Below are 18,413 nucleotides of genomic sequence, written 5' to 3'. Positions count from 1 at the left end.
GTTACTGCTCGCCCGGCGCGGCGTCCTCGCTGATCGCAAGCGAGAATCCGAGGTCGTCGGGAGCCGATTCGGGTGCCGATTCGGGGTCCTGATAGCCGACGCCGAACGCCGAGTAGACGTGACCGGCCTCGGGCGCGATCTCGAATCGCGCGAGCGTTGTCCCGTCGGTGCTCCGAACGGGGACGACGGTCTCACCGGCGGGGATCTCTTTTATCCGGCTCTCGCCGAACGAGAGCCCCTCCGCGATCGTGACGCCGGACTCGGTCTCAATGTCGACCGTCGGCGTATCGGGTGAGGCGTGAACCACTCGAACGCGGGCGTGGTCCGCCTGCGTCGGGCCGAACTCGCTTTTCAGCGCGACCAGATCGAACTCGTTGCCGCTCAGCGCACAGACCTCGCCGATCGCCGCGAGGGTAGACGGCCCCGGTTCGATCTCCGCTTCGGTCTCGACGAGGGCGTTCCCGAGCCCCTCGCCCGTCGGGACGGCGGCCACGTCGTAGGTTCCCGGCTCCGTGGGCGTCGCCCCCTCCTGGAGCGTGAGCGGTTCGACCCCTTCGAACCACAACTCGCCGTCGACGTAGATGTCGAGCGCCGGAGCGTCCGGCGAGAGATGCACGACGCGCGCGACGTTTTCCCGTTCGTGGTCGTCGGCCCCGGCGACGGTGGTTCCGGCCGTCACGGCCATCCCCGCACCGATTCCCACGAGGACGCCGCGTCTGGTGTACTCTGTCATCGTTACACTCCTCTCTCGTACCGAACAATAAAAGGCGCCGAATCGAGTCGGGACGTTTATTCCCGCGCTCGATATTCTTCGAGTATGCCCAAGATAAGCGCCGAAGTGCCCCGAGAGCTCTTGGCGGATCTCGATGCCCACGTCGGCGACGGCGGGAAGTTCGTCAACCGCAGCGAGGCGATCCGCGCCTCCGTCAGGAAAACCCTCGACCTGCTAGACGAGATAGACGCACGCCACGGACGGCTCGACGATGAGGCGGAGTGAGGGCGGTTCGCGCCTCGTGCTGGCGGCGCTGTTCGTCACGTCGCTGGTCGTCGCCCAGTTGCTCGCGGTGAAGATCCTCGCGCTCCCGTTGCCGACCGCGTTCCCGGTCGTCGGAAGCGAGGTGGTCGTCCCCGCGGGCGTACTGGCCTACGCGATCACCTTCCTCGCCACCGACTGCTACGGGGAACTCTACGGCAAGCGCCCCGCACAGGCGCTCGTCACCGTCGGCTTCGCGATGATCCTCGTCATGCTCTCGCTGCTGTGGCTCGCGATCCTCGCGCCCGGTTCGCCCGCGGGCGTCGACCCCGCCCTGTTCGCACAGGTGCTCGCCCCGAGTACCAATATCGTCCTCGGCGGCCTGCTCGCCTACCTCGTCAGCCAGAACTGGGACGTGCTCGTCTTCCACCGGATCCGCGAACGGACCGGCGGGAAACTGCTGTGGGCCCGTAACGTCGGTTCGACGGCGACCAGCCAGGCGCTCGACACCGTCGTCTTCATTCTGGTGGCGTTCTCGCTCGCCCCGACCCTCCTCGGAATCGGGGTGGCGCTCCCCACGGGCGAACTGCTGGCGCTGATCGTCGGCCAGTACCTGCTCAAACTCCTGATCGCGCTCGCGGATACGCCGGTGGTCTATGCGGTCGTCGGACTGGTGCGGTCCCGTCGTGACGGCCCGGCGGCGACGCCCGCCGACTAGTCGCGTCGTTTCGCGAACCCGAAGCGGGGTTTCACGTCCTCGATCTCGATCTCGACGGTCTCGCCCTCATCCGTGTCCGGCACGAAAATAGTGAACCCCTCGACCGTGGCGATCCCGTCGCCCTCGCTTCCCACGCCCTCGATCTCGACGGTCAGCGTTTCGCCCTCCTCGACCGGAGCGGTCAAAAAGCCCTTCGCGATCAGGTAGACCTCCGAGGACTCCTTGCGGGAGGCCGCAGGCGACGTGGTGCGGACGTACTCGAACTCGGCCTCCATGTCGTCTCTGAGCGTATCGAGGTCCCGTCCCTCGAAGACCTTCACGACGAAGTCCCCGCCCGGCCTCAAAAGCGCACACGCGGTCTCGAACGCCTGACGTGCGAGGTGGACCGACCGGGCCTGATCCAGCGAGTATTCGCCGGTCATGTTCGGGGCCATGTCCGAGAGGACGACGTCGGCCTCGCCGACCCGTTCGACGATCTCCTCCCTCGTTTGCTCGTCGGTCATGTCGCCCTTGATCGTCTCGACGCCCTCGATGGGGTCAATTCGCTGGAGGTCCACTCCGACGACCGCCCCGGTGCCGACGCGCTCGGTTGCGACCTGCAACCACCCGCCGGGAGCGGCGCCCAGATCGACCACGCGGTCCCCATCGGAGAGGAGATCCTCCATCTCGTCAAGCTGCTGGAGTTTGTACGCCGCCCGAGAGCGATACCCCTGCTGTTTCGCCTTGTTGTAGTACTCGTCTTTGCGGGCCATTCGATCAGCGAACGTAGGCGAGCGAGCGGCTTACCGGCTTCGCTCTGCTCTTTCGGTCTACTGTCCCAACGCGCGCACGCGCGTAAGGGGAAAAGCTGCCTTTTTAAGTCGTGCTTTCGTAGCCGGAGACAAGATGTTCAATGCGATCGTGAGTGCCGACACCCTCGGGACGGCGCTCGATTCCGTGAGCGCGTTGGTGGACGAGTGTACGATCCACCTCAACGAAGACGGGCTGGCGATCCGTGCCGTCGACCCCGCGAACGTCGGCATGGTCGATCTCTCGCTCGAAAAGAGCGCTTTCGAGTCCTACGAAGCCGACGGCGGGAAGATCGGCGTCAACCTCTCCCGACTGCAGGACACCGTCGGGATGGCCGACGCCGGCGGACTCGTCCACCTCGAACTCGACGAGGAAACGAGAAAGCTCCACATCCAGCTCGACGGCCTCGAGTACACCCTCGCGCTGATCGATCCCGATTCGATTCGCCAGGAGCCCGACATCCCCGATCTGGACCTGCCCGCGAACGTCGTCGTCGAAGGTCGGGACATCAACCGCGCGGTCAAAGCCGCCGACATGGTGAGCGATCACATCGCACTCGGTGTCGACGAATCGGAGTCGGTCTTCTACGTCGAGGCCGAAGGCGACACCGACAACGTCGATCTGCGACTCGACGAGGCGGACCTGATCGACCTGACACCCGGTCCAGCCCACTCGCTCTTCAGCCTCGACTACCTGAAGGACATGAACAAGGCCATCCCGACCGACGGAGAGGTTACCATCGAACTCGGCGAGGAGTTCCCGGTCAAACTCCACTTCGAGATCGCCGAGGGGGAGGGCCAGGTCACCTACATGCTCGCGCCGCGCATCCAGAGCGACTAGACCCGAACGCTACCGTTTTACCCGCCACCGCTCCCGTAGCGGGGCCGACTCACGACCGTGGTGGCCGGCGATCTCCGCGTTCCCGACGACGAGCAGCGCGCCGGCACCCGCCGCCATCACGGTCACCTGGAGGCCCGTGGGAACAGCTATCGAAAGCAGCGTCCCGCCGGCGATGCCGACCCCGAACCCGACCTGCAGGAGGCCGATCGCGACCAGCGCTCGCATCGGTCCCCGCCCCGTGGCCACGTAGAGGCCGGCGACGGCGGCGGTTTCGAGCGCGACGTGTCCCGCTATCAGCAGCGCGCCAACCGTCCCGACGGCCGACCCCGCGAGGTAGACGGCCGCGAGCGCGCCCCCTTCGATCACCCGGTGTGTGGCCAGCGCGACGAAGGTCACGTCCGCGTGGTGTGCGTCGGTACGCGCGGCGACCGACCACGCGACGAGACCGCCGCCACCGATCCCAGCGGCGGCGAGCAGCGGGTACTCACCCACGGCGGAGACGGCGAGGGTGACGCCGAGGACGACGAGCACGATCCCGATTCCCCTGTCGAACACCGCCAGCATGCGGGTCCGCAGCGAGATCCCCGTGAGCAGGACCACCACGCCCGCGGCGATGCCGACCCCGAGGGCCGCGGCGACGACGATCCCGAACGACACGCCGACGCCGTGGTCGACATCCCCGTGGGCCCGGACGAGTGCTGGGGTCCAGAGCACCCCGATCGAGACGAGCGCCGTTATTCGGAGCAGTGCCACACTGCCTGCCGTCCGGCGTGTCCGCTCGCTCATCGCCACGGGTTCTCGAACAGGCGAGCGCGGACGTCCGTCCCCACCTCGACCGTACAGTCGACCTCCGGCGTCGCGATACAGGTCAGGACGTAGCCCGCTTCGAGGTGGCGTCCCTTGAGCGCCCGCGGCGGTTCGACGTGGCGCGTCCCCCCGTCGAATGCCCGTCCGGTACACGTCCCACAGACGCCGATCCGACAGCCGAAGGGGAGGCCGATCCCCGCCCGCTCGGCGGCGTCGAGCAGGGGTTCGTCGGGGTCGACCCCGACCGTCTCGCGTCGCCCGTCGGGCCACTCGAGGCTCACCCGGGGCATGCGGGCTATTGCCAGACGTCGCTGGTGCAGTCGCCGTCGGGCCAGCGGATCTCGTGGGCGCGCGCCGGTCCCTCCGGCAGGGTTCCGAAGTCGACGAGAAAGTCCTCGTCGAGCGTCAGGGTCCCCCGTCGGGGATCGACGTCGGCCTTCAGCATCACCGATCCGCGCTCTTTCTCCTCGGGGAAGAACTGGTCGTCCCATGTCGAGTACAGCGACGTGGTCCAGTAGAGGCGCTCGCCGTCGAGGCTCAACTGCACCATCTGCGGCCCGGCCGTCAGTTCGCGTCCCTTGACCTCCCTGACGTCGCCGAAGTAGCCCCCGATGGAGATCGAGTCGGCGTGTCGCGGGTTCGCCGGATCGGAGATGTCGTACATCCAGACCTCGCCGTGGAGCCAGTTCGCCCCGAACAGGTAGCGGTCGTCCATCGAGATCAGGATGTCCGTCGGGAGCGCCGGAACCGGCATGTCCCAGCCCTCGAGGTCGCGCCCCTCGAAGTCGATGACCTTCTCGGCGCGCCACTCGCCGTCGTCCTCGAAGAAGTGGAAGATGTTCGAGGATAGCGCCGCGTTGACGTAGCCGTGGGTCGCCTCGGGGCTGTGGAGGAAGCGCACTTCGAGCGGGACCAGCCCCTCCTCTCCGAGGTCGACCGTCTGCTCGACCGTCTTGTCCCCCCAGTTCCAGAAGTGCAGTCGGTGGCCGTACTTGCCGGCCTCGACGTCCTCCATGTCGAACCCCGGCTGATAGGTCTCGGGTGCGGCCCACTCCGAGGAGATCATCACGTTGTGACGCGGCTGGTACCAGAAGTCGTAGTTCATCTCGATCTCCCCGGGCAGATCCCAGCGCCCCTCGACCTCGAGGTCCTCGTTGAGTTCGAGGAAGCCTCCCGGCAACTCCCCGTCGGCGTCCCCGAGCATGCTGATCATGACCCCACCGCCGGCGGGACAGTGGACGGTGTGTGGTGCCGATAGATCGAGTTCGTGGACTTCCTCGGGCTCGATTACCCGAACGATTTCTGGATGGGCCCTGTTCTCGGTGTCGACGATCGTGATCCGCGATGAGCGGTTGCCCGGCATCACGAGGTAGCGCCGTTCCAGCCCCTCCATGTGGCACGACGACGAGCAGGCGTTCCACCCGAAGTGGTGGAGTTCGTCGCCCTTCGTCGGCATCTCGATCCGTTCGGTGATCTCGCCGTAGGTCCCCGAATCGGGGTCGACGTCGACGACCGCGAGGAAGTCGGGTGCGTCGACGTCGGTGCCGGTGTACAGTCCGATGACGTACGCCACCGTCTCGCGTTCGGACTCCTCGATGGCGGCCTGCGGCGTCGCGTATCCCGGTCCTTCGACCTCGTGGTGTTCGTGCTCGCCGTGTTCGCCCATGTGTGAACTGCTCATGATTCTCACCGTGTGCCCGAAGTCCCAACCGCTTCGGATCACCGATAGAGGTTGGTGTTATTGGCACAAATAGATTGATAGATAATAACACACATGTCGGGTCGGACGATCAACGGCGGAGCTTCGATACGGCATACAGCTCTGGTGGCAACGGTGGGACGCATCCACCGTCGACGGTTCGATACGGACGAGCGTCAGATCGTTCTCCGGTAGCGATACTCCCGATACGTCCCATCTCCGATCCCCACTATCCGACCGTCGACACGATCGAACCCCCGTTTCCCGTAGAACCCGATCCCAATCTCGTTTCCGGCGAGCACTGACAAAGCGAGTCAGTCGTAGCCTTCGAGCACCGTTCTGGCCGCGTCGAGCAACTCCCCGCCGATCCCCTCGCCCCACTGCTCGGGACGGACGTAGATCCTGACGAGTTCGGCGACCCGTTCGTCCTCGGGGTTCGGATCGACGTGGATGAAGCCGCTCACGTCGGTCCCGGCGACGCGAACGACGTGCTTCGGGTGGCCGATCACCGCGCGTAGTTCGGCGGGGTCGTACCACGCTTCGACGGTCGACGTTACTACCTCCTCGCCCAGCAGGTCGTCGTAGGTGGCGTGCCAGCTGGCACGGGCCGTTTCCCGAATCGCCTCGGCGTCCGACGGCTCTGCCGGTCGGATCCCAACCATACCGTTCGATCCCGGCGGCCGTATATAACTGCGGACGTTCACACAGACTTATTCACCCCGCGGTCATAGCCGTGCGCGGATGAAGCCGCTGCACGCTCGGTACCCGTTTCTCGCCCCCTCCCGGACGGCCGTCGAGGAGGCTGACGTCGATCTGGTCGGGCTAATCCGCGAGGACGGGCCCGTCGTCGAGCGGGCCGTCGAACGGGTCACGGGTGCGCTTCGGGACGGCTCCATTGGGAATGCCCACCCCGGAACGCGCGTCGAACTGCTCTCCTATCCCGTCGCCCGCGTGCTCGTCTCGCTGGTCGACGAGCGGATCTGTACGCGGAAGTACGCCCACGCGGAGGCGACCCGGGCGATCTCGCTGTTCAGCGCCGCCCGAAACGACACGGCCGAACTCGCGAGCGCCCGAACCGAGCGACTCTCGCTTTCGGACCTCTTCGCCGAGTTCGACCTGGCCGACGCGCTCCGCGAGGACGAGGAGGGCTATTGTGTCGCCGTCGGGACGTACCTCCGGCTCGTCTCGGACCTCTGGGGCGACGAGTGGCGACTGGTCAACCGGACGCTCGCCGGTGGCGAGGTCACCATCGCGAGCGAGGAGCTCTACAGCCTGCTCGAAGAGGCGATCAGCCAGCGTGTTTCGGATGGGTTGCCCCTTTCCGTCCCCGAGGAGATCGCAGCCCCCCTCGAAAGCCGGGTCGAGACGGTTCGCTCGGTACTCTCGGATCTCGATCTCACCCGCGAGATCGACACCGTCGTCCCCGAACGGTTCCCACCGTGTATGAAGGCGCTGTTGGACTCGATTCAGAAGGGCGAGCATCTGGGTCATCACTCCCGCTTTGCGATCACTGCCTTCCTGACCAGCATCGGGATGAGCACGGACGAGATCGTCGACCTCTACATGGTCAATTCGAGTTTTGGCGAGGAGATGACGCGCTACCAGACCGACCACATCAGGGGAGAGACCAGCCCCACGGAGTACACCCCGCCGAGCTGTGCGACCATGCAATCGTACGGCGACTGCGTGAACAAAGACGAGATCTGCGAGGACGAGATCAACGAGTCCCACCCGCTGAACTACTACGAATACCAGTTAGAACAGGCCGACGAGGACGAACTGGTCGACTGGCGCGAGGAAAACGGGGACGGGGAGACGGCTACTCCTGATTGAGGTAGTACGCGAGCCCGATTCCGACGAGCGACATGAGGACGACGAACCCGGTGATCGCACCCACGAGAACCACGCCGCCGTCGGTCGAGAGGCCGCCCTGATTGTACGTGGTGCCGATCCCGACCAGCACCGCGACGAACAGCCCCACCGCGCCCACGGAGACGACGATTTCGACGATCGTCTCCCTGTCTACGTCCATAGCGTGGCGTTTCCCGCCCCGAAGTAAAAGCACTTCGAAGCGATTCCTTCACTTTCGTTTCGAGTGGAAGACTTAGGTTACTCGGGCACCTACCCGTAGTTGTAGCGATTCGGGGGTTCCACTGGAACCCCCGGTGATTCCATGACGCAAGCCGAAAACACACCAGCGTCACTGCCGACCAGTGAACACGAACTCGACCGACGATCGATCCGCGCGCGAACCGAGCCGATGGCCGTCACCGCGCTCGGCGACGCCCTCTACGAGGTCGAAACCGACCACGATACCAGCTACCTCATCGACCTGCGTTCGTGCCGATGTAGCTGTCCCGACTACGTCTTTCGGAGCGTGCGCTGTAAGCACCTCCGGCGGGTCGCCATCGAGATCACCGAGGGCCGAACCCCGCCTCCAGGCCAGCTCGCCGTCGCGTGTGCGGTCTGTGGCGAGGAACTGTTCGTTCCCGAAGCGGACGCCGACCGCCCGCAGTACTGTGGGACCGACGCGCTCGAACCGGGCGCGTTCGTTCGCGACCGCGAGACGGGCGACAGACTGCTCGTCGTCGCGGTCTCCGATCGGCGGGCCGATAGGACGGAAGTGGGCAGATCGGCCTACAGCGTCGCGACCTACCCGAACAACCGCTCGTACGATCCCGCGGACCGGGTCGTCGGCGCAGTCTACCCCCAGTCCATCGAGATGACCGGCTCCGGGCCGGAACCCGACGCTCTCAGGGTCTACTCGTTTCCGCACGCCCGACTCGAACGGGTTTCGGGGACTCCCGCCTAGTCGAACATCCCGGCGGCCTCCTCGGCCGTCAGTGTTCCCTGTTCGACCGCGGTCAACACCCGCTCGACGTCAGTATCGCTCCCGTTCGTCTCGGCGAGCTCGGCGAGCGTCTCGCCCTTCGCGAGTGCCGTCTCCTTTTTGACCCTGTAATTACCGCCGTCGGTCCGGTAGACGTCGCCGGGATGGAAGAAGTACCAGTCCTCGCGGTCGAAGCGCACCCCGATCTTGGGGCGGGCGCCGAAGTTCCGCGAGAAGTACACGAGCGCTTCTACCTCCTCGCCGGTGAGGTAGATCGGCTTGCCCGAGCTAGATTTGGCCTCGATGGCGTAGAAGGCCTCGCCGTTACCCGCGAGGACGTCGGGCAGTTCGCGCTGGGTCGCCCCGCCGCTCGCGGGTGCACGCATCACCGCGAAGCCGGCCTCGTCGAGGCGATTGACGAGCTCGCGTTCCCGACGGTTCCCTTTCCGGTTTGCCATCTCCGTCCGTCGGTTTCGGCCGCGCGTATATAAGGGGTCCCGTTGGCTACCGGCCGAGCCCCCGGAGGAACTCCACGACCGCCGAGTAGTCGTCCCCATCGGCATCCGGATCGAACCCGATCGCGGGTCGGTCGTCGGTGATGCTCCCGGCGTCCTCAACCGTCAGCGCCGTCGTCTCCTCGCCGACGGACAGTTCGTACTCGCCGGCCTCGACGACCTTCGGCAGGATGCCCGGCACGTCGCCGGGAACGACCTCCAGTGCCGAGAGGTCGAGGTCGAGTTCGACGGTGGCCGATTCGCCGCTCCCGAGTTCGACCCGCTCGTAACCCAGCAGCCGGCGGTTCGGCTGGAGCACCGAGCCGAACGACTGGGTGTTGTAGACCTCGACGATATGCTCGCCGGCCTCATCGCCCGTGTTCTCGACATCGACGCTGGCCGTGACCGTCGGCGTGCTCGCCGGATCCGAGACGGAACCGGGCGCGACCGAGAGGTCCGAGTACTCGAAGTCGGTGTAGCTCAGCCCGTGGCCGAAGGCGTACAGCGGCTCCTGGTCGTCGAGTGGCGGGTAGGCGTCGTAGTTGTTGGGCACCTTTCCGACGCTCTCGGGCCAGTTGAACGCGAGCTTACCTGAAGGATTGTTCTCCCCAAGCAGGGTCCCGGCGACCGCTCGGCCGCCGTCGCTGCCGGGCTGACCGGCGAAGACGACGGCATCGAGCGAGTCGAACGTTTCCGCCCCTCCGCGGGGACTGCCCGCGAGGACGACGCCGACGACCGGGGTGTCGGGTGCTTCTTCCTCGATGGCCGCGACGAGTTCCCGTTGGGCGGGATCGAGCGCGAGTTCATCGCGGTCGCCGAAGCCCTCGTTGTGCGGTCCCTCGCCCAGAATGACGACGACGGCGTCCGCCGATCCGGCGGCCTCCCGGACCTCCTCCTCTTGTTCGTCGGTGAACCCGAAGTCGCCGTTGGCGTCCGAGGTCTCGGGGTTGTAGGGCTGTGCGCGGAAGTCGGTCGGAACGTGGGTGAGTTCCCCGTCGAGGCTCCCCTCTACGGCCTCGGTGATCGTCTCCCCGCGGGGTCGGGGTCCGCCCTCGGTGGGCGCACCCTCCTGGACGCCCTGCCAGCCGAGCGTCCAGCCGCCATGTCGTATCAAAAAGCGGTTCTCGATGTCGAGGACGGGGTCGTACCCCGGCCCGGTCAAGAGGACGTTTTCGTCGCCCGACAGCGGCAGGGCGTCCTCGTTTTTCAGTAGCACCATCGACTCCTCGGCGAGCCGCTCGGACTCTTCCTGAGCTCCGCCCAGCACCGAGTGGATCTCCGAGGGATCGACGGTCGGCTCCTCGAACAGGCCCAACTCCGCCTTGAGTTCGAGGACCCGACGGACCGACTCGTCGAGACACTCCATCGAAATCTCGCCGTCCTCGACGAGGCTCACAGTCGTCTCGATGAACTCGGCCGGGCCGGGGGCCTCGCCACCGTTGCCGATCATGTACATGTCGACGCCTGCGTTCAATCCCTCCTTTACGGCGCGCCGGAAGCTGTCAGTGTAGTCGTGGTTGCTGAGCATCCGGTAGAAGTCGTCGTAATCGGAGACGACGAGCCCGTCGAAGCCGTAGCGCTCGCGGAGCATCTGGGTCAGCAGCCACTCGGAGGCGTGGGCTGGCTTGCCGTTTACCGCGCCACTGTTTACCATTACGGTCTTCGGTTCGGCCTCCAAGGCCGTCCGGTAGGGCGGCAACAGGCTCGTCCGCAGGTCGCGCATCGAGGTCCGGGCGTGGGCCCGGTCGTTGCCGTTCTCGGGGATCGAGTACGCCCCGAAGTGCTTGACCGTCGAACAGAGCCGGTCGTTGCTCTCTAGACCCCGGACGCGGGCCTTCGAGACCTCGCCCAAATATGTCGGGTCCTCGGTAATTCCCTCGTAGAACCGTCCCCAGCGCGGGTCGCGCTGGAGGTCGGTCGTCGGCGCGAACGTCCAGTGGGCGCCCATCGCCGCCGCCGAGTCGGCCGTGTGGCGCGCCGCGTCCTCGATCGTCTCGATGTCGCGGGTCGCACCCATGTTGATCCGCTGGGGGAACGACGTCGAACCCGCAAGCAGCGTGTTGCCGTGCAGGGCGTCGACGCCCCAGAGGAAGGGAATCGAGTGCTCGGAATTCTCGAGGTTGTACTCCTGAAGCGCGTTGATACCCATGACGGTCTCCTCGGCGTCGAACGTCGGCGGCGACGCTCCCCCGGAAATGATCGATCCGAGTTCGAGTTCCGAGAAGTACTCTCCGAGCGTCTCGACGCCGAAGCTGTCGGGGATCTCCGTCGAGTCGGGGTCGAAGGTGCCAACGTCGACCTGGGTCATCTGCCCGACCTTCTGTTCGAGCGTGAGTTCAGAAAGCATCGCCTCGATATCGGTGTGTCCCTCCTTCCCCTCCCGATCTTCCGAGGCGGCGCTCACCGCCCCTGTTCCAACGCCCGCGGTTGCCGTCGCCGCACCGGTCGCCTTCAGGAACGTTCGCCTCGACGTGTTCGCGTGCTGTCCCTCGGTTTCGTCCGCTCGGTCGTCTACCATTCCACGATAAACCACGGACATAGATCATAATAATTTTTCTACAATTGAGTTATTCTTTACTAACGGATCTATGAGTCGATGCCGGTTCGCGGGTCCGCGACGACCGGGGCGGAGGCGGCGCTCGCCGTTCCCGACCGTTCGAAACTCTCGGCATGACTGGTAGTGGCGGAGGAAAAAGCACCCACTATCGGTTCCGGACGCGTGAGACGGGGAGAACGGCGGGTTACGTCCCGTGTTCCCAACTCCCCATGTACTCGCGCTGCGTTTCGGTCAGCGAGTCGAATTCGACGCCCTCCGCGGCGAGTTTGATCTCGGCGATCTCCTCGTCGAGTTCGTCGGGGACGTCGTGGACGCCTGGTCCGTAGCTCTCGCCGTTCTCGACGAGTTCGCGCACGCAGGCGGCCTGCACGCCGAAGGACTGGTCCATGACCTCGACGGGGTGACCGAGCGCGATGGGTGCCGCGAGGTTCACCAATCGTCCCTCGGCGATCACGTTCAGCCGGCGGCCGTCGTCCATCTCGTAGGCCTCGACGCCCTCTCTGGCCTCGTAGCGATCTACCGCGAGGTCATCGAGCGCGTCAAGGTCGATCTCGATGTCGAAATGGCCTGCGTTCGCGAGCAGGACACCGTCCCCCATGGTCTCGAAGTGTTCTTTCACTATTACGTCGCGATTACCGGTCGTCGTGAGGAAGACGTCGCCGACCTCGGCGGCCTCGGCCATCGGCATGACCTCGTAGCCCTCCATGTGAGCCTCGAGCGCCCGGCGGGGCTCGACCTCGGTGACGATGACGTTCGCGTTCTGGCCCGAGGCCTTCTGTGCGACGCCCTTCCCGCAGTAGCCGTAGCCCGCGACGACGACGTCCTTGCCGGCCCACGAGAGGTTCGTGGTCATGGCGATGCTCGCAAGGGAGCTTTCGCCTGTTCCGTGGACGTTGTCGAACAGCCGCTTCATCGGCGTGTCGTTGACCGCGAAGACGGGGTAGTTCAGCGCGCCGTCGGCGTCCATCGCGCGAAGCCGGTGGACTCCAGTAGTGGTCTCCTCGCAGCCCCCGACGATCGAGTCGATCAGCTCGGGGTAGTCGTCGTGGATCGCCGCAACCATGTCCATCCCGTCGTCGACAGTGATGGTGGGTTCGTGGTCGATGACGGCCTCGATTGCCGCGTAGTACTCCTCATCGTCGACGCCTCGCACGGCGTAGGATGTGATGTTTTCATGACTATCGAGCGCCGCGCTCACGTCGTCGTGGGTCGAGAGGGGGTTACAGCCGGTGATGGCGATCTCCGCGCCGCCATCGGCGAGCGTCTCGACGAGGTTCGCGGTCTTGGCCTCGACGTGCATCGCCATCCCGATGGATTGGCCCGAGAGGGGCTTCTCGTCCTCGAACCCCTTCTGGAGCTCCGTGAGGATCGGCATGTGCTGGAACGCCCAGTCCATCTTGCGCCGGCCCTCCTCGCGAGCGCTTTCGGGATCGTCGAGATGCTCGCTGATCGGGGGGTACGCGGTCTGACTCATGGTTCGGGGTGGGCGGGGCGAACCCAAAACCCTACCGAAGGTCGTCTCGGTCCCGGTAGTACCGGGCCATCGCATCGACGAACGCCATCTTGAGCGCGAAGGTGACGAGGAAGCCGACGAGGGTCCGTAGCGGGTACCGGCGGTAGGCCGCATAGAGCGTGTAGAGGTACAGCGGGACGTTTACCGTGTTGAGAACTTCGGGATAGTCCGTCCCGAACATCGGGTGTCCATCGGTGATCCACGCCCGCTCGCCGAGGACGCCCTCGCTCAGCCAGTTGTCGGTGTCCTCGGGTTCCGGGAACAGTACGGGGTTGAGGACGAGAAACCCGATCACCGCCCCGAGGGACTTCCACGCGTGGCGATAGAGTGCGGACAGGAGCGCCGCGCCCGCGAGCATGCGCGTCGCACCGCTGTAGGGGTTCGCGTGTCGGCGCCACGCCCGCTCCGACATGGGGTTTCGAATGGCCATACGTCCTGGACGATCGCCGCCGGCAAAACCGTTCAGCGTCAGGCCGCAGACCTTTGTCATCGGCCCTCGAAGCTGTCCCCATGAGCTACAACGACTCGGGCTACCGGACCACGATCGGCTGGTCGCTGCTCTCGTCGGGTATCGTCACGCTGATCCTCAAGGTCCTGCCCTTCGACTCGCTGTGGTGGGGACTGCTGTTGATCGCGGCCGGCATCGCCGTGATGGTCTACCGCTAGGCGCGTTCGACCAGCTCCGTCGCGCGTCGCCCGGCGGTCTCACGTACTTCTTTCTCGTCGAGCGTCAGTACCTCCTGGTCGCACATGAGGACCTCCCCATCGCAGACCGTGTGGCGCACGTCCGATCCGCGGACCGCGTACGCGAGGTGACTCACGGGGTCGTGAGCCGGCGTGAGGTGGGGTTTCTCGAAGTCCACGACGGCGAGGTCGGCGTTCGCGCCCGCCTCTATTTTCCCCGAACCGATCCCGATCGCCTCGGCGCTACCCGTAGTCGACATCTCCACGACCGCTTCTGCGGGGACGGCGGCCGCCGAGTCGGCTGCGAGTTTGCCGAGCATGGCCGCGTCGCGCATCTCGTCGAAGAGGTCGAGGTCGTTGTTCGAGGCCGCGCCGTCGGTGCCCAATCCGACGGAAACCCCCGCATCGAGGAGCCGCTGGACGGGGGCCATCCCACTCGCGAGCTTCATGTTCGAGGCAGGGCAGTGGATCACGCCCGTCCCCGCCTCCGTGAGCAGGCCGATCTCCCGCTCGTCGAGGTGAACGCCGTGGGCGAGAAAGTTCCCCTCCTCCAGCAGACCCAGTCTGTCGGCGTACTTGAGCGGTCGAACCCCGTGCTCCTCGACGATCGGTTCGACCTCTTCGCGGGTCTCGTTGGCATGGAAGTGAACCGGCACGCCGGCCTCACGGGCCCCCTCGACCGAGCGCACGAGCGATTCCTCCGACATCGTCGTGAGGCTGTGGGGCATCACCGCCGTCGAGATCCGGCCCTCCGCGCTCCCGTCGAACTCCCGGGCGACCCTAATGCTCTCCTCGACGTCCGCGCGTGCGGCCTCCTCGTCCTTGCCGACCGTGACGATCCCGTGGCCGAGACGGGCACGCATACCTGAGGCCTCGACCGCCGCGACGATCTCCCCCACCTCGAAGTACATGTCCGCGAACGCCGTCGTACCGGACTTGATCATCTCGATGATCGCGAGTTCCGCGCCCGCGCGCACGTCTTCGGGGGTGAGTTCGGCCTCGGCGGGCCAGATGTCCTCCTGGAGCCACGCGTCGAGCGGTTTGTCGTCGGCATATCCCCTGAGAAGCGCCATCGCGGCGTGGCCGTGGGCGTTAACGAGGCCGGGGATCACCAGCGAACCGGCGGCGGAAAGGTGCTCGTCGCCGTTGGCGAGGTCCTCGGGATCGCCCACCGCGAGGATCTCGCCCGCCTCTCGGTCCACGAGCACGTCCGCGCGCTCGACGGTCAGATCGGGCAGGAGGACCCGCCCGCCCGTGATCCGTAGTGTCGTCATGCTCCCTGATTTCCCGCGGGCTTGCCTCAATCTGGCGGTCCTCCCCGCGATCACTCGGCCCGTTCGTCGGCCCATGGGCGCAGGACGGCCTCGACGGCCTCGTTCATCGGGACGTCGACGCCCGCCGCCTCGGCATGGCGGACGACCGCCCCGTTGAGCGCGTCGAGTTCCAGGCGCTTCCCGTGGGTGAGGTCGTAGTGCAACGAGGAGTACATCTCCGGATCGAGGTCGCGGGCGAACGCGACCCACTCCTCGACCGTCTCCGCGGGGACGTCCACGCCCGAGGCCCGCGCGACGGCGACGACCTCCTCGACGACCCGACGGTACATCCGCCAGGACGCGTCCGTCTCGCGGATGGCGCCGATGGGTTTGCGGGTCGCCGCCGTCATGCCCGACTGGGCGCAGATGAACGCGAACTTCCGCCAGAGCCCCACGCGGACGTCGTCGGCCAGTATGGCCTCGACACCGGCACATTCCGAGAGGGCGTTGTCGAGCGCCTCGATACGGGCACTTCGAGAGCCGTCGAGTTCGCCGTAGACGAAGCGGGCCGGCCCGCCCGTGTGCGCGACCACGCCCGGCGACTCGATCGTCGAGAAGACGTACGCGATGCCGCCGACGACGTGGGACTCGCCGACAGCCTCGGCGATCAACCGCTCGTTATCGACGCCGTTCTGGAACGAGACCACGGCCGTTTCCGGACCGAGGAGCGGGTCAAGGTCGGCCGCGGCCTCGCGGGTGTCGTAGGCCTTCACCGTGAACAACACGCAGTCGACCGGGCCGATCTCGCCGGGGTCGTCGGTCGCGGGGAGGTCGACGGCGGTGTCCCCGGCGACGCTCTCGACGCGAAGCCCCTTCGATCGGAGGGCCGCGAGGTGGTCGCCGCGGGCGACGAGGGCGACGTCGTGGCCCGCGTCCGCGAGCCTCGCCCCGAGATACGCGCCGATACCGCCGGCGCCGAAGATTGCGAACTCCATCCCGCCGTGATTCGCGCGCCGGGCCCAAGAAGGTCACCCCGGTCCGATCGTTCCGACGGGCGAGACGGGTTCGCTCGGATCGCAAGGCAGTTGCCGGCCCCGGCGAATGGAAGAACATGAAGATCGCCGTTCCGAACAAGGGCCGACTCCACGAGCCGACCATCTCGCTGCTCGAACGCGCCGGGCTCCACATCGAAAACGGCGCGAACCGCAAGCTCTACGCCGACACCGTCGACCCCGAGGTGTCGATCCTCTACGCGCGGGCCGCGGACATCCCCGAGTACGTCGCCGACGGTGCGGCGGATCTCGGCATTACGGGACTAGATCAGGCGAGGGAGGCCGACGCGACGACCCTCGTCGACCTGCTCGATCTGGAGTTCGGCTCGTGTCGGCTCGTGCTGGCCGCGCCCGAGGACGGCGAGATCCGCGAGACGGCGGATCTCGACGGCAAGACCGTCGCCACCGAGTTCCCGAACATCACCTACGAACACTTCGCAGAGCGCGGGCTCGACCCCGAGATCGTCGAGGTCACCGGCGCGACCGAACTCACCCCGCACGTCGATATGGCCGACGCGATCGTTGACATCACCTCGACGGGAACGACCCTGCGGATGAATCGGTTGGAAATCATCGACGAGGTGCTTCGGAGTTCGGTCCGGCTGTTCGCCCGCGAGGACGTCGTCGACGAGCCGAAGGTCGAGCAGATCCGAACGGCCCTCCAGTCGGTGCTCTCGGCGGACGGCAAGCGCTACCTCATGCTCAACGCGCCCGAGGGCCGCCTCGAGGAGATCCGCGAGGCCCTGCCCGGACTCGGCGGCCCGACGGTGATGGACATCGCCGGGGAAGGAATGGTCGCGATCCACGTCGTCGTCGACGAACGGGACGTCTTCGAGACGATCACGGAGATCAAGAAACTGGGCGCGAGCGGCATCCTCGTCACGGAGATCGAGCGGCTGGTCGAGTGATCATCGGAGGTCGGGAAGCGCGACGTCCTCGTCGATCTCGACGCTCCCGTAGCGCCACCGGACCCACGCGACGGTCGCCAGACAGCCGGCGACCATCGCGCCCAAACCGAGCAGGCCGGCCTCCGGGCCAAAGGAGCCACCAGTGACTGCCGCAGGACCGCCCTGCTCGATATCGACGACGCTCGCGCCGAAATCCAGCCCGCTGACCGGAAATCCATACACGGTGCCCTGAAAGAGGTTCCAGGTGATGTGGAGCCCGATCGGGATCGCGATCTCGCCCGTCAGGACGTAGCCCAGCGCGAGCATCACGCCGGCAAACGAGATCGCGAGCGTACTCACGAGGGTGGCGTTCGGATTGCTCGCGTGCAGCGCGCCGAAGACGAGCGAGGAGGCGACCGTCGCGAAGGCGATCGCGCCCGCGATTCCGAGAGGTCCCCGTGCGCCCTCCGCGAGGTTCGTCAGCAGGTAGCCCCTGAGCAGGAGCTCCTCGTAGACCCCGACGATCAGAAAGAGGAGCAGGCTTCCGACGACCGCCCGGACGAGCGCCTCGCCCGCGAACGTTCCCGTGACTTCGATCCACCCCAACGCGAGTTCGAGGAGGAAGATACCGCTCATCAACAGCCCGCCGAGCGCCAGCCCGAACCCACAATCGAGCCACCACGCCCGGTCGATCCCGAGGCCGAAATCGGCGAATCGCCGCCGGTCGATATACCGGCCGACGAGCCAGACGCCCACGACTGCCGCGACCCCACTGAGACCGGTCGTGAGCAGCATGGTCCCCACACCGGCACTCGTGAGCACCGCCACCTCGAACAGCGAGAGGACGAACAGCGGCGGGATCGTCAGTACGGCCGTCACGATGGCGAGAACGACGACGCCAGCGACGACTCTGATCGGGGTTCGCGGTCGATCCTCGCTCGGATTCCAGACGGTCGATTTGGGGTTCATGTCGGGGCGGTTTCGAGCAGCGCGAGCAGGTTCTGCAGGGCGAACCCGAGGAGGAAGCTCACGGTGAAGTGAACCAGGGTGATCAGCCCCGAGAGGCGATACGGCACGTCGTAGACCGACCGGATGACGATCAGTTCGGCGACGATCGCGAGGCCCGCCGCCGGGATCGGCTGGCCGACGAGCGTCAACCCGAGAACGATCACCGCGGGGACCAGCCCCGCGAGGGCGTTTTTGATCGGGACGTCACCCAAGACGTATCTGGCGGCGATGTGCAGGGTGAGACAGAACCCGAGCCCGATCACCAGAAAACTCGTCGCGACGGTGAGGAGGGCGTCGAGGACCATCCGA

22 protein-coding genes are annotated in these 18,413 nt (G+C 66.3%); 7 read left to right on the top strand and 15 right to left on the bottom strand.

The genetic code is table 11. The features are described 5' to 3' along the window. Window position 1: 1 nt before the first annotated feature. Window positions 2-733 carry a DUF4397 domain-containing protein gene (locus HAPAU_RS13215; protein ID WP_066383529.1) on the bottom strand — a complete coding sequence of 244 codons (732 nt, stop codon included), beginning with the start codon at window positions 731-733 and terminating at the stop codon, window positions 2-4. Window positions 734-817: 84 nt separating this feature from the next. Here HAPAU_RS13215 and HAPAU_RS13210 point away from each other — a divergent pair, with 84 nt between their 5' ends. Together HAPAU_RS13210 and HAPAU_RS13205 are read left to right on the top strand one after the other, a co-directional pair. After that, window positions 818-997 carry a ribbon-helix-helix domain-containing protein gene (locus tag HAPAU_RS13210; protein WP_066383526.1) on the top strand — a complete coding sequence of 60 codons (180 nt, stop codon included), beginning with the start codon at window positions 818-820 and terminating at the stop codon, window positions 995-997. Beyond that, entirely contained in the window at window positions 984-1,691 is a 708-nt protein-coding gene (locus HAPAU_RS13205; protein ID WP_066383525.1) for a queuosine precursor transporter, read from the top strand. Before HAPAU_RS13210 ends, HAPAU_RS13205 begins: the two co-directional genes overlap by 14 nt. Here HAPAU_RS13205 and HAPAU_RS13200 read toward each other — a convergent pair. Beyond that, on the bottom strand, window positions 1,688-2,443 hold the full coding sequence (locus tag HAPAU_RS13200) for a 23S rRNA (uridine(2552)-2'-O)-methyltransferase (protein ID WP_066383523.1): 756 nt from the start codon (window positions 2,441-2,443) through the stop codon (window positions 1,688-1,690). The two genes, HAPAU_RS13205 and HAPAU_RS13200, sit on opposite strands and share 4 nt — an antisense overlap. A gap of 133 nt (window positions 2,444-2,576) precedes the next feature. Between HAPAU_RS13200 and HAPAU_RS13195 the strand changes: the two genes are divergently transcribed. Beyond that, the gene (locus HAPAU_RS13195; protein ID WP_066383518.1) at window positions 2,577-3,320 is read left to right on the top strand and encodes a DNA polymerase sliding clamp; all 744 of its coding nucleotides are present in this window, start codon (window positions 2,577-2,579) and stop codon (window positions 3,318-3,320) included. A 9-nt stretch (window positions 3,321-3,329) separates the two neighbouring features. Here HAPAU_RS13195 and HAPAU_RS13190 read toward each other — a convergent pair whose 3' ends face one another. The 4 genes from HAPAU_RS13190 to HAPAU_RS13175 form a co-directional block, all read right to left on the bottom strand. Beyond that, complete coding sequence (locus HAPAU_RS13190; RefSeq protein WP_245634108.1) at window positions 3,330-4,106, bottom strand: hypothetical protein; 777 nt, start codon at window positions 4,104-4,106, stop codon at window positions 3,330-3,332. Next, entirely contained in the window at window positions 4,103-4,417 is a 315-nt protein-coding gene (locus HAPAU_RS13185; RefSeq protein ID WP_066383513.1) for a 2Fe-2S iron-sulfur cluster-binding protein, read from the bottom strand. The genes HAPAU_RS13190 and HAPAU_RS13185 overlap by 4 nt, the downstream gene beginning before the upstream one ends. Window positions 4,418-4,422: 5 nt before the next feature. Further along, window positions 4,423-5,808: a selenium-binding protein SBP56-related protein gene (locus HAPAU_RS13180; RefSeq protein WP_066383511.1), complete on the bottom strand. Its 1,386-nt coding sequence runs from the start codon at window positions 5,806-5,808 to the stop codon at window positions 4,423-4,425. A 332-nt stretch (window positions 5,809-6,140) separates the two neighbouring features. Then, window positions 6,141-6,488, bottom strand: coding sequence for a GNAT family N-acetyltransferase (locus HAPAU_RS13175; RefSeq protein WP_066383509.1), 348 nt, complete (start codon window positions 6,486-6,488; stop codon window positions 6,141-6,143). 79 nt (window positions 6,489-6,567) lie between these two features. Between HAPAU_RS13175 and priL the strand changes: the two genes are divergently transcribed. After that, the gene (gene priL, locus HAPAU_RS13170) at window positions 6,568-7,659 is read left to right on the top strand and encodes a DNA primase regulatory subunit PriL (protein WP_066383507.1); all 1,092 of its coding nucleotides are present in this window, start codon (window positions 6,568-6,570) and stop codon (window positions 7,657-7,659) included. Here the strand turns inward: priL and HAPAU_RS13165 are convergent. Further along, the gene (locus HAPAU_RS13165) at window positions 7,646-7,858 is read right to left on the bottom strand and encodes a DUF7472 family protein (protein WP_066383500.1); all 213 of its coding nucleotides are present in this window, start codon (window positions 7,856-7,858) and stop codon (window positions 7,646-7,648) included. The two genes, priL and HAPAU_RS13165, sit on opposite strands and share 14 nt — an antisense overlap. Before the next feature lie 141 nt (window positions 7,859-7,999). On the opposite strand from HAPAU_RS13165, the gene HAPAU_RS13160 reads away from it, so the two are divergent. Further along, the gene (locus HAPAU_RS13160) at window positions 8,000-8,638 is read left to right on the top strand and encodes an SWIM zinc finger family protein (protein ID WP_066383498.1); all 639 of its coding nucleotides are present in this window, start codon (window positions 8,000-8,002) and stop codon (window positions 8,636-8,638) included. Here HAPAU_RS13160 and hjc read toward each other — a convergent pair. The 4 genes from hjc to HAPAU_RS13140 all read right to left on the bottom strand — a co-directional run bounded on the left by hjc (window position 8,635) and on the right by HAPAU_RS13140 (window position 13,650). Continuing rightward, complete coding sequence (gene hjc, locus HAPAU_RS13155) at window positions 8,635-9,114, bottom strand: Holliday junction resolvase Hjc (RefSeq protein ID WP_066383496.1); 480 nt, start codon at window positions 9,112-9,114, stop codon at window positions 8,635-8,637. The genes HAPAU_RS13160 and hjc overlap by 4 nt on opposite strands. Before the next feature lie 46 nt (window positions 9,115-9,160). Next, window positions 9,161-11,668, bottom strand: coding sequence for a glycoside hydrolase family 3 protein (locus HAPAU_RS13150; RefSeq protein ID WP_066383494.1), 2,508 nt, complete (start codon window positions 11,666-11,668; stop codon window positions 9,161-9,163). Between the two features lie 223 nt (window positions 11,669-11,891). Next, window positions 11,892-13,181 (bottom strand): adenosylhomocysteinase, encoded by a 1,290-nt coding sequence (locus tag HAPAU_RS13145; protein ID WP_066383492.1) that lies wholly within the window; start codon window positions 13,179-13,181, stop codon window positions 11,892-11,894. A gap of 31 nt (window positions 13,182-13,212) precedes the next feature. Further along, window positions 13,213-13,650 carry a DUF6653 family protein gene (locus tag HAPAU_RS13140; RefSeq protein WP_245634107.1) on the bottom strand — a complete coding sequence of 146 codons (438 nt, stop codon included), beginning with the start codon at window positions 13,648-13,650 and terminating at the stop codon, window positions 13,213-13,215. Between the two features lie 80 nt (window positions 13,651-13,730). On the opposite strand from HAPAU_RS13140, the gene HAPAU_RS21735 reads away from it, so the two are divergent. Further along, a complete protein-coding gene (locus HAPAU_RS21735) occupies window positions 13,731-13,886 on the top strand; it encodes a hypothetical protein (protein ID WP_169802658.1) in 156 nt (51 codons plus the stop codon). Here HAPAU_RS21735 and HAPAU_RS13135 read toward each other — a convergent pair. Continuing rightward, window positions 13,883-15,178, bottom strand: a complete 1,296-nt coding sequence (locus HAPAU_RS13135) for an amidohydrolase (protein ID WP_066383484.1) — start codon at window positions 15,176-15,178, stop codon at window positions 13,883-13,885. The genes HAPAU_RS21735 and HAPAU_RS13135 overlap by 4 nt on opposite strands. 50 nt (window positions 15,179-15,228) lie before the next feature. Next, on the bottom strand, window positions 15,229-16,152 hold the full coding sequence (locus HAPAU_RS13130; protein ID WP_066383483.1) for a 2-dehydropantoate 2-reductase: 924 nt from the start codon (window positions 16,150-16,152) through the stop codon (window positions 15,229-15,231). A 116-nt stretch (window positions 16,153-16,268) separates the two neighbouring features. On the opposite strand from HAPAU_RS13130, the gene hisG reads away from it, so the two are divergent. Further along, entirely contained in the window at window positions 16,269-17,117 is an 849-nt protein-coding gene (gene hisG / locus HAPAU_RS13125) for an ATP phosphoribosyltransferase (RefSeq protein WP_066383481.1), read from the top strand. Here the strand turns inward: hisG and HAPAU_RS13120 are convergent, their stop codons facing one another. Then, window positions 17,118-18,065, bottom strand: coding sequence for a CPBP family intramembrane glutamic endopeptidase (locus HAPAU_RS13120; protein WP_066383479.1), 948 nt, complete (start codon window positions 18,063-18,065; stop codon window positions 17,118-17,120). Beyond that, entirely contained in the window at window positions 18,062-18,409 is a 348-nt protein-coding gene (locus HAPAU_RS13115; protein ID WP_066383476.1) for a DUF7473 family protein, read from the bottom strand. Before HAPAU_RS13115 ends, HAPAU_RS13120 begins: the two co-directional genes overlap by 4 nt. Between the last annotated feature and the right edge of the window lie 4 nt (window positions 18,410-18,413).

The organism is Halalkalicoccus paucihalophilus, from assembly GCF_001593955.1.
Taxonomy (GTDB): Archaea; Halobacteriota; Halobacteria; order Halobacteriales; family Halalkalicoccaceae; genus Halalkalicoccus; species Halalkalicoccus paucihalophilus.
This window is presented reverse-complemented; position numbering and strand designations above follow the sequence as displayed.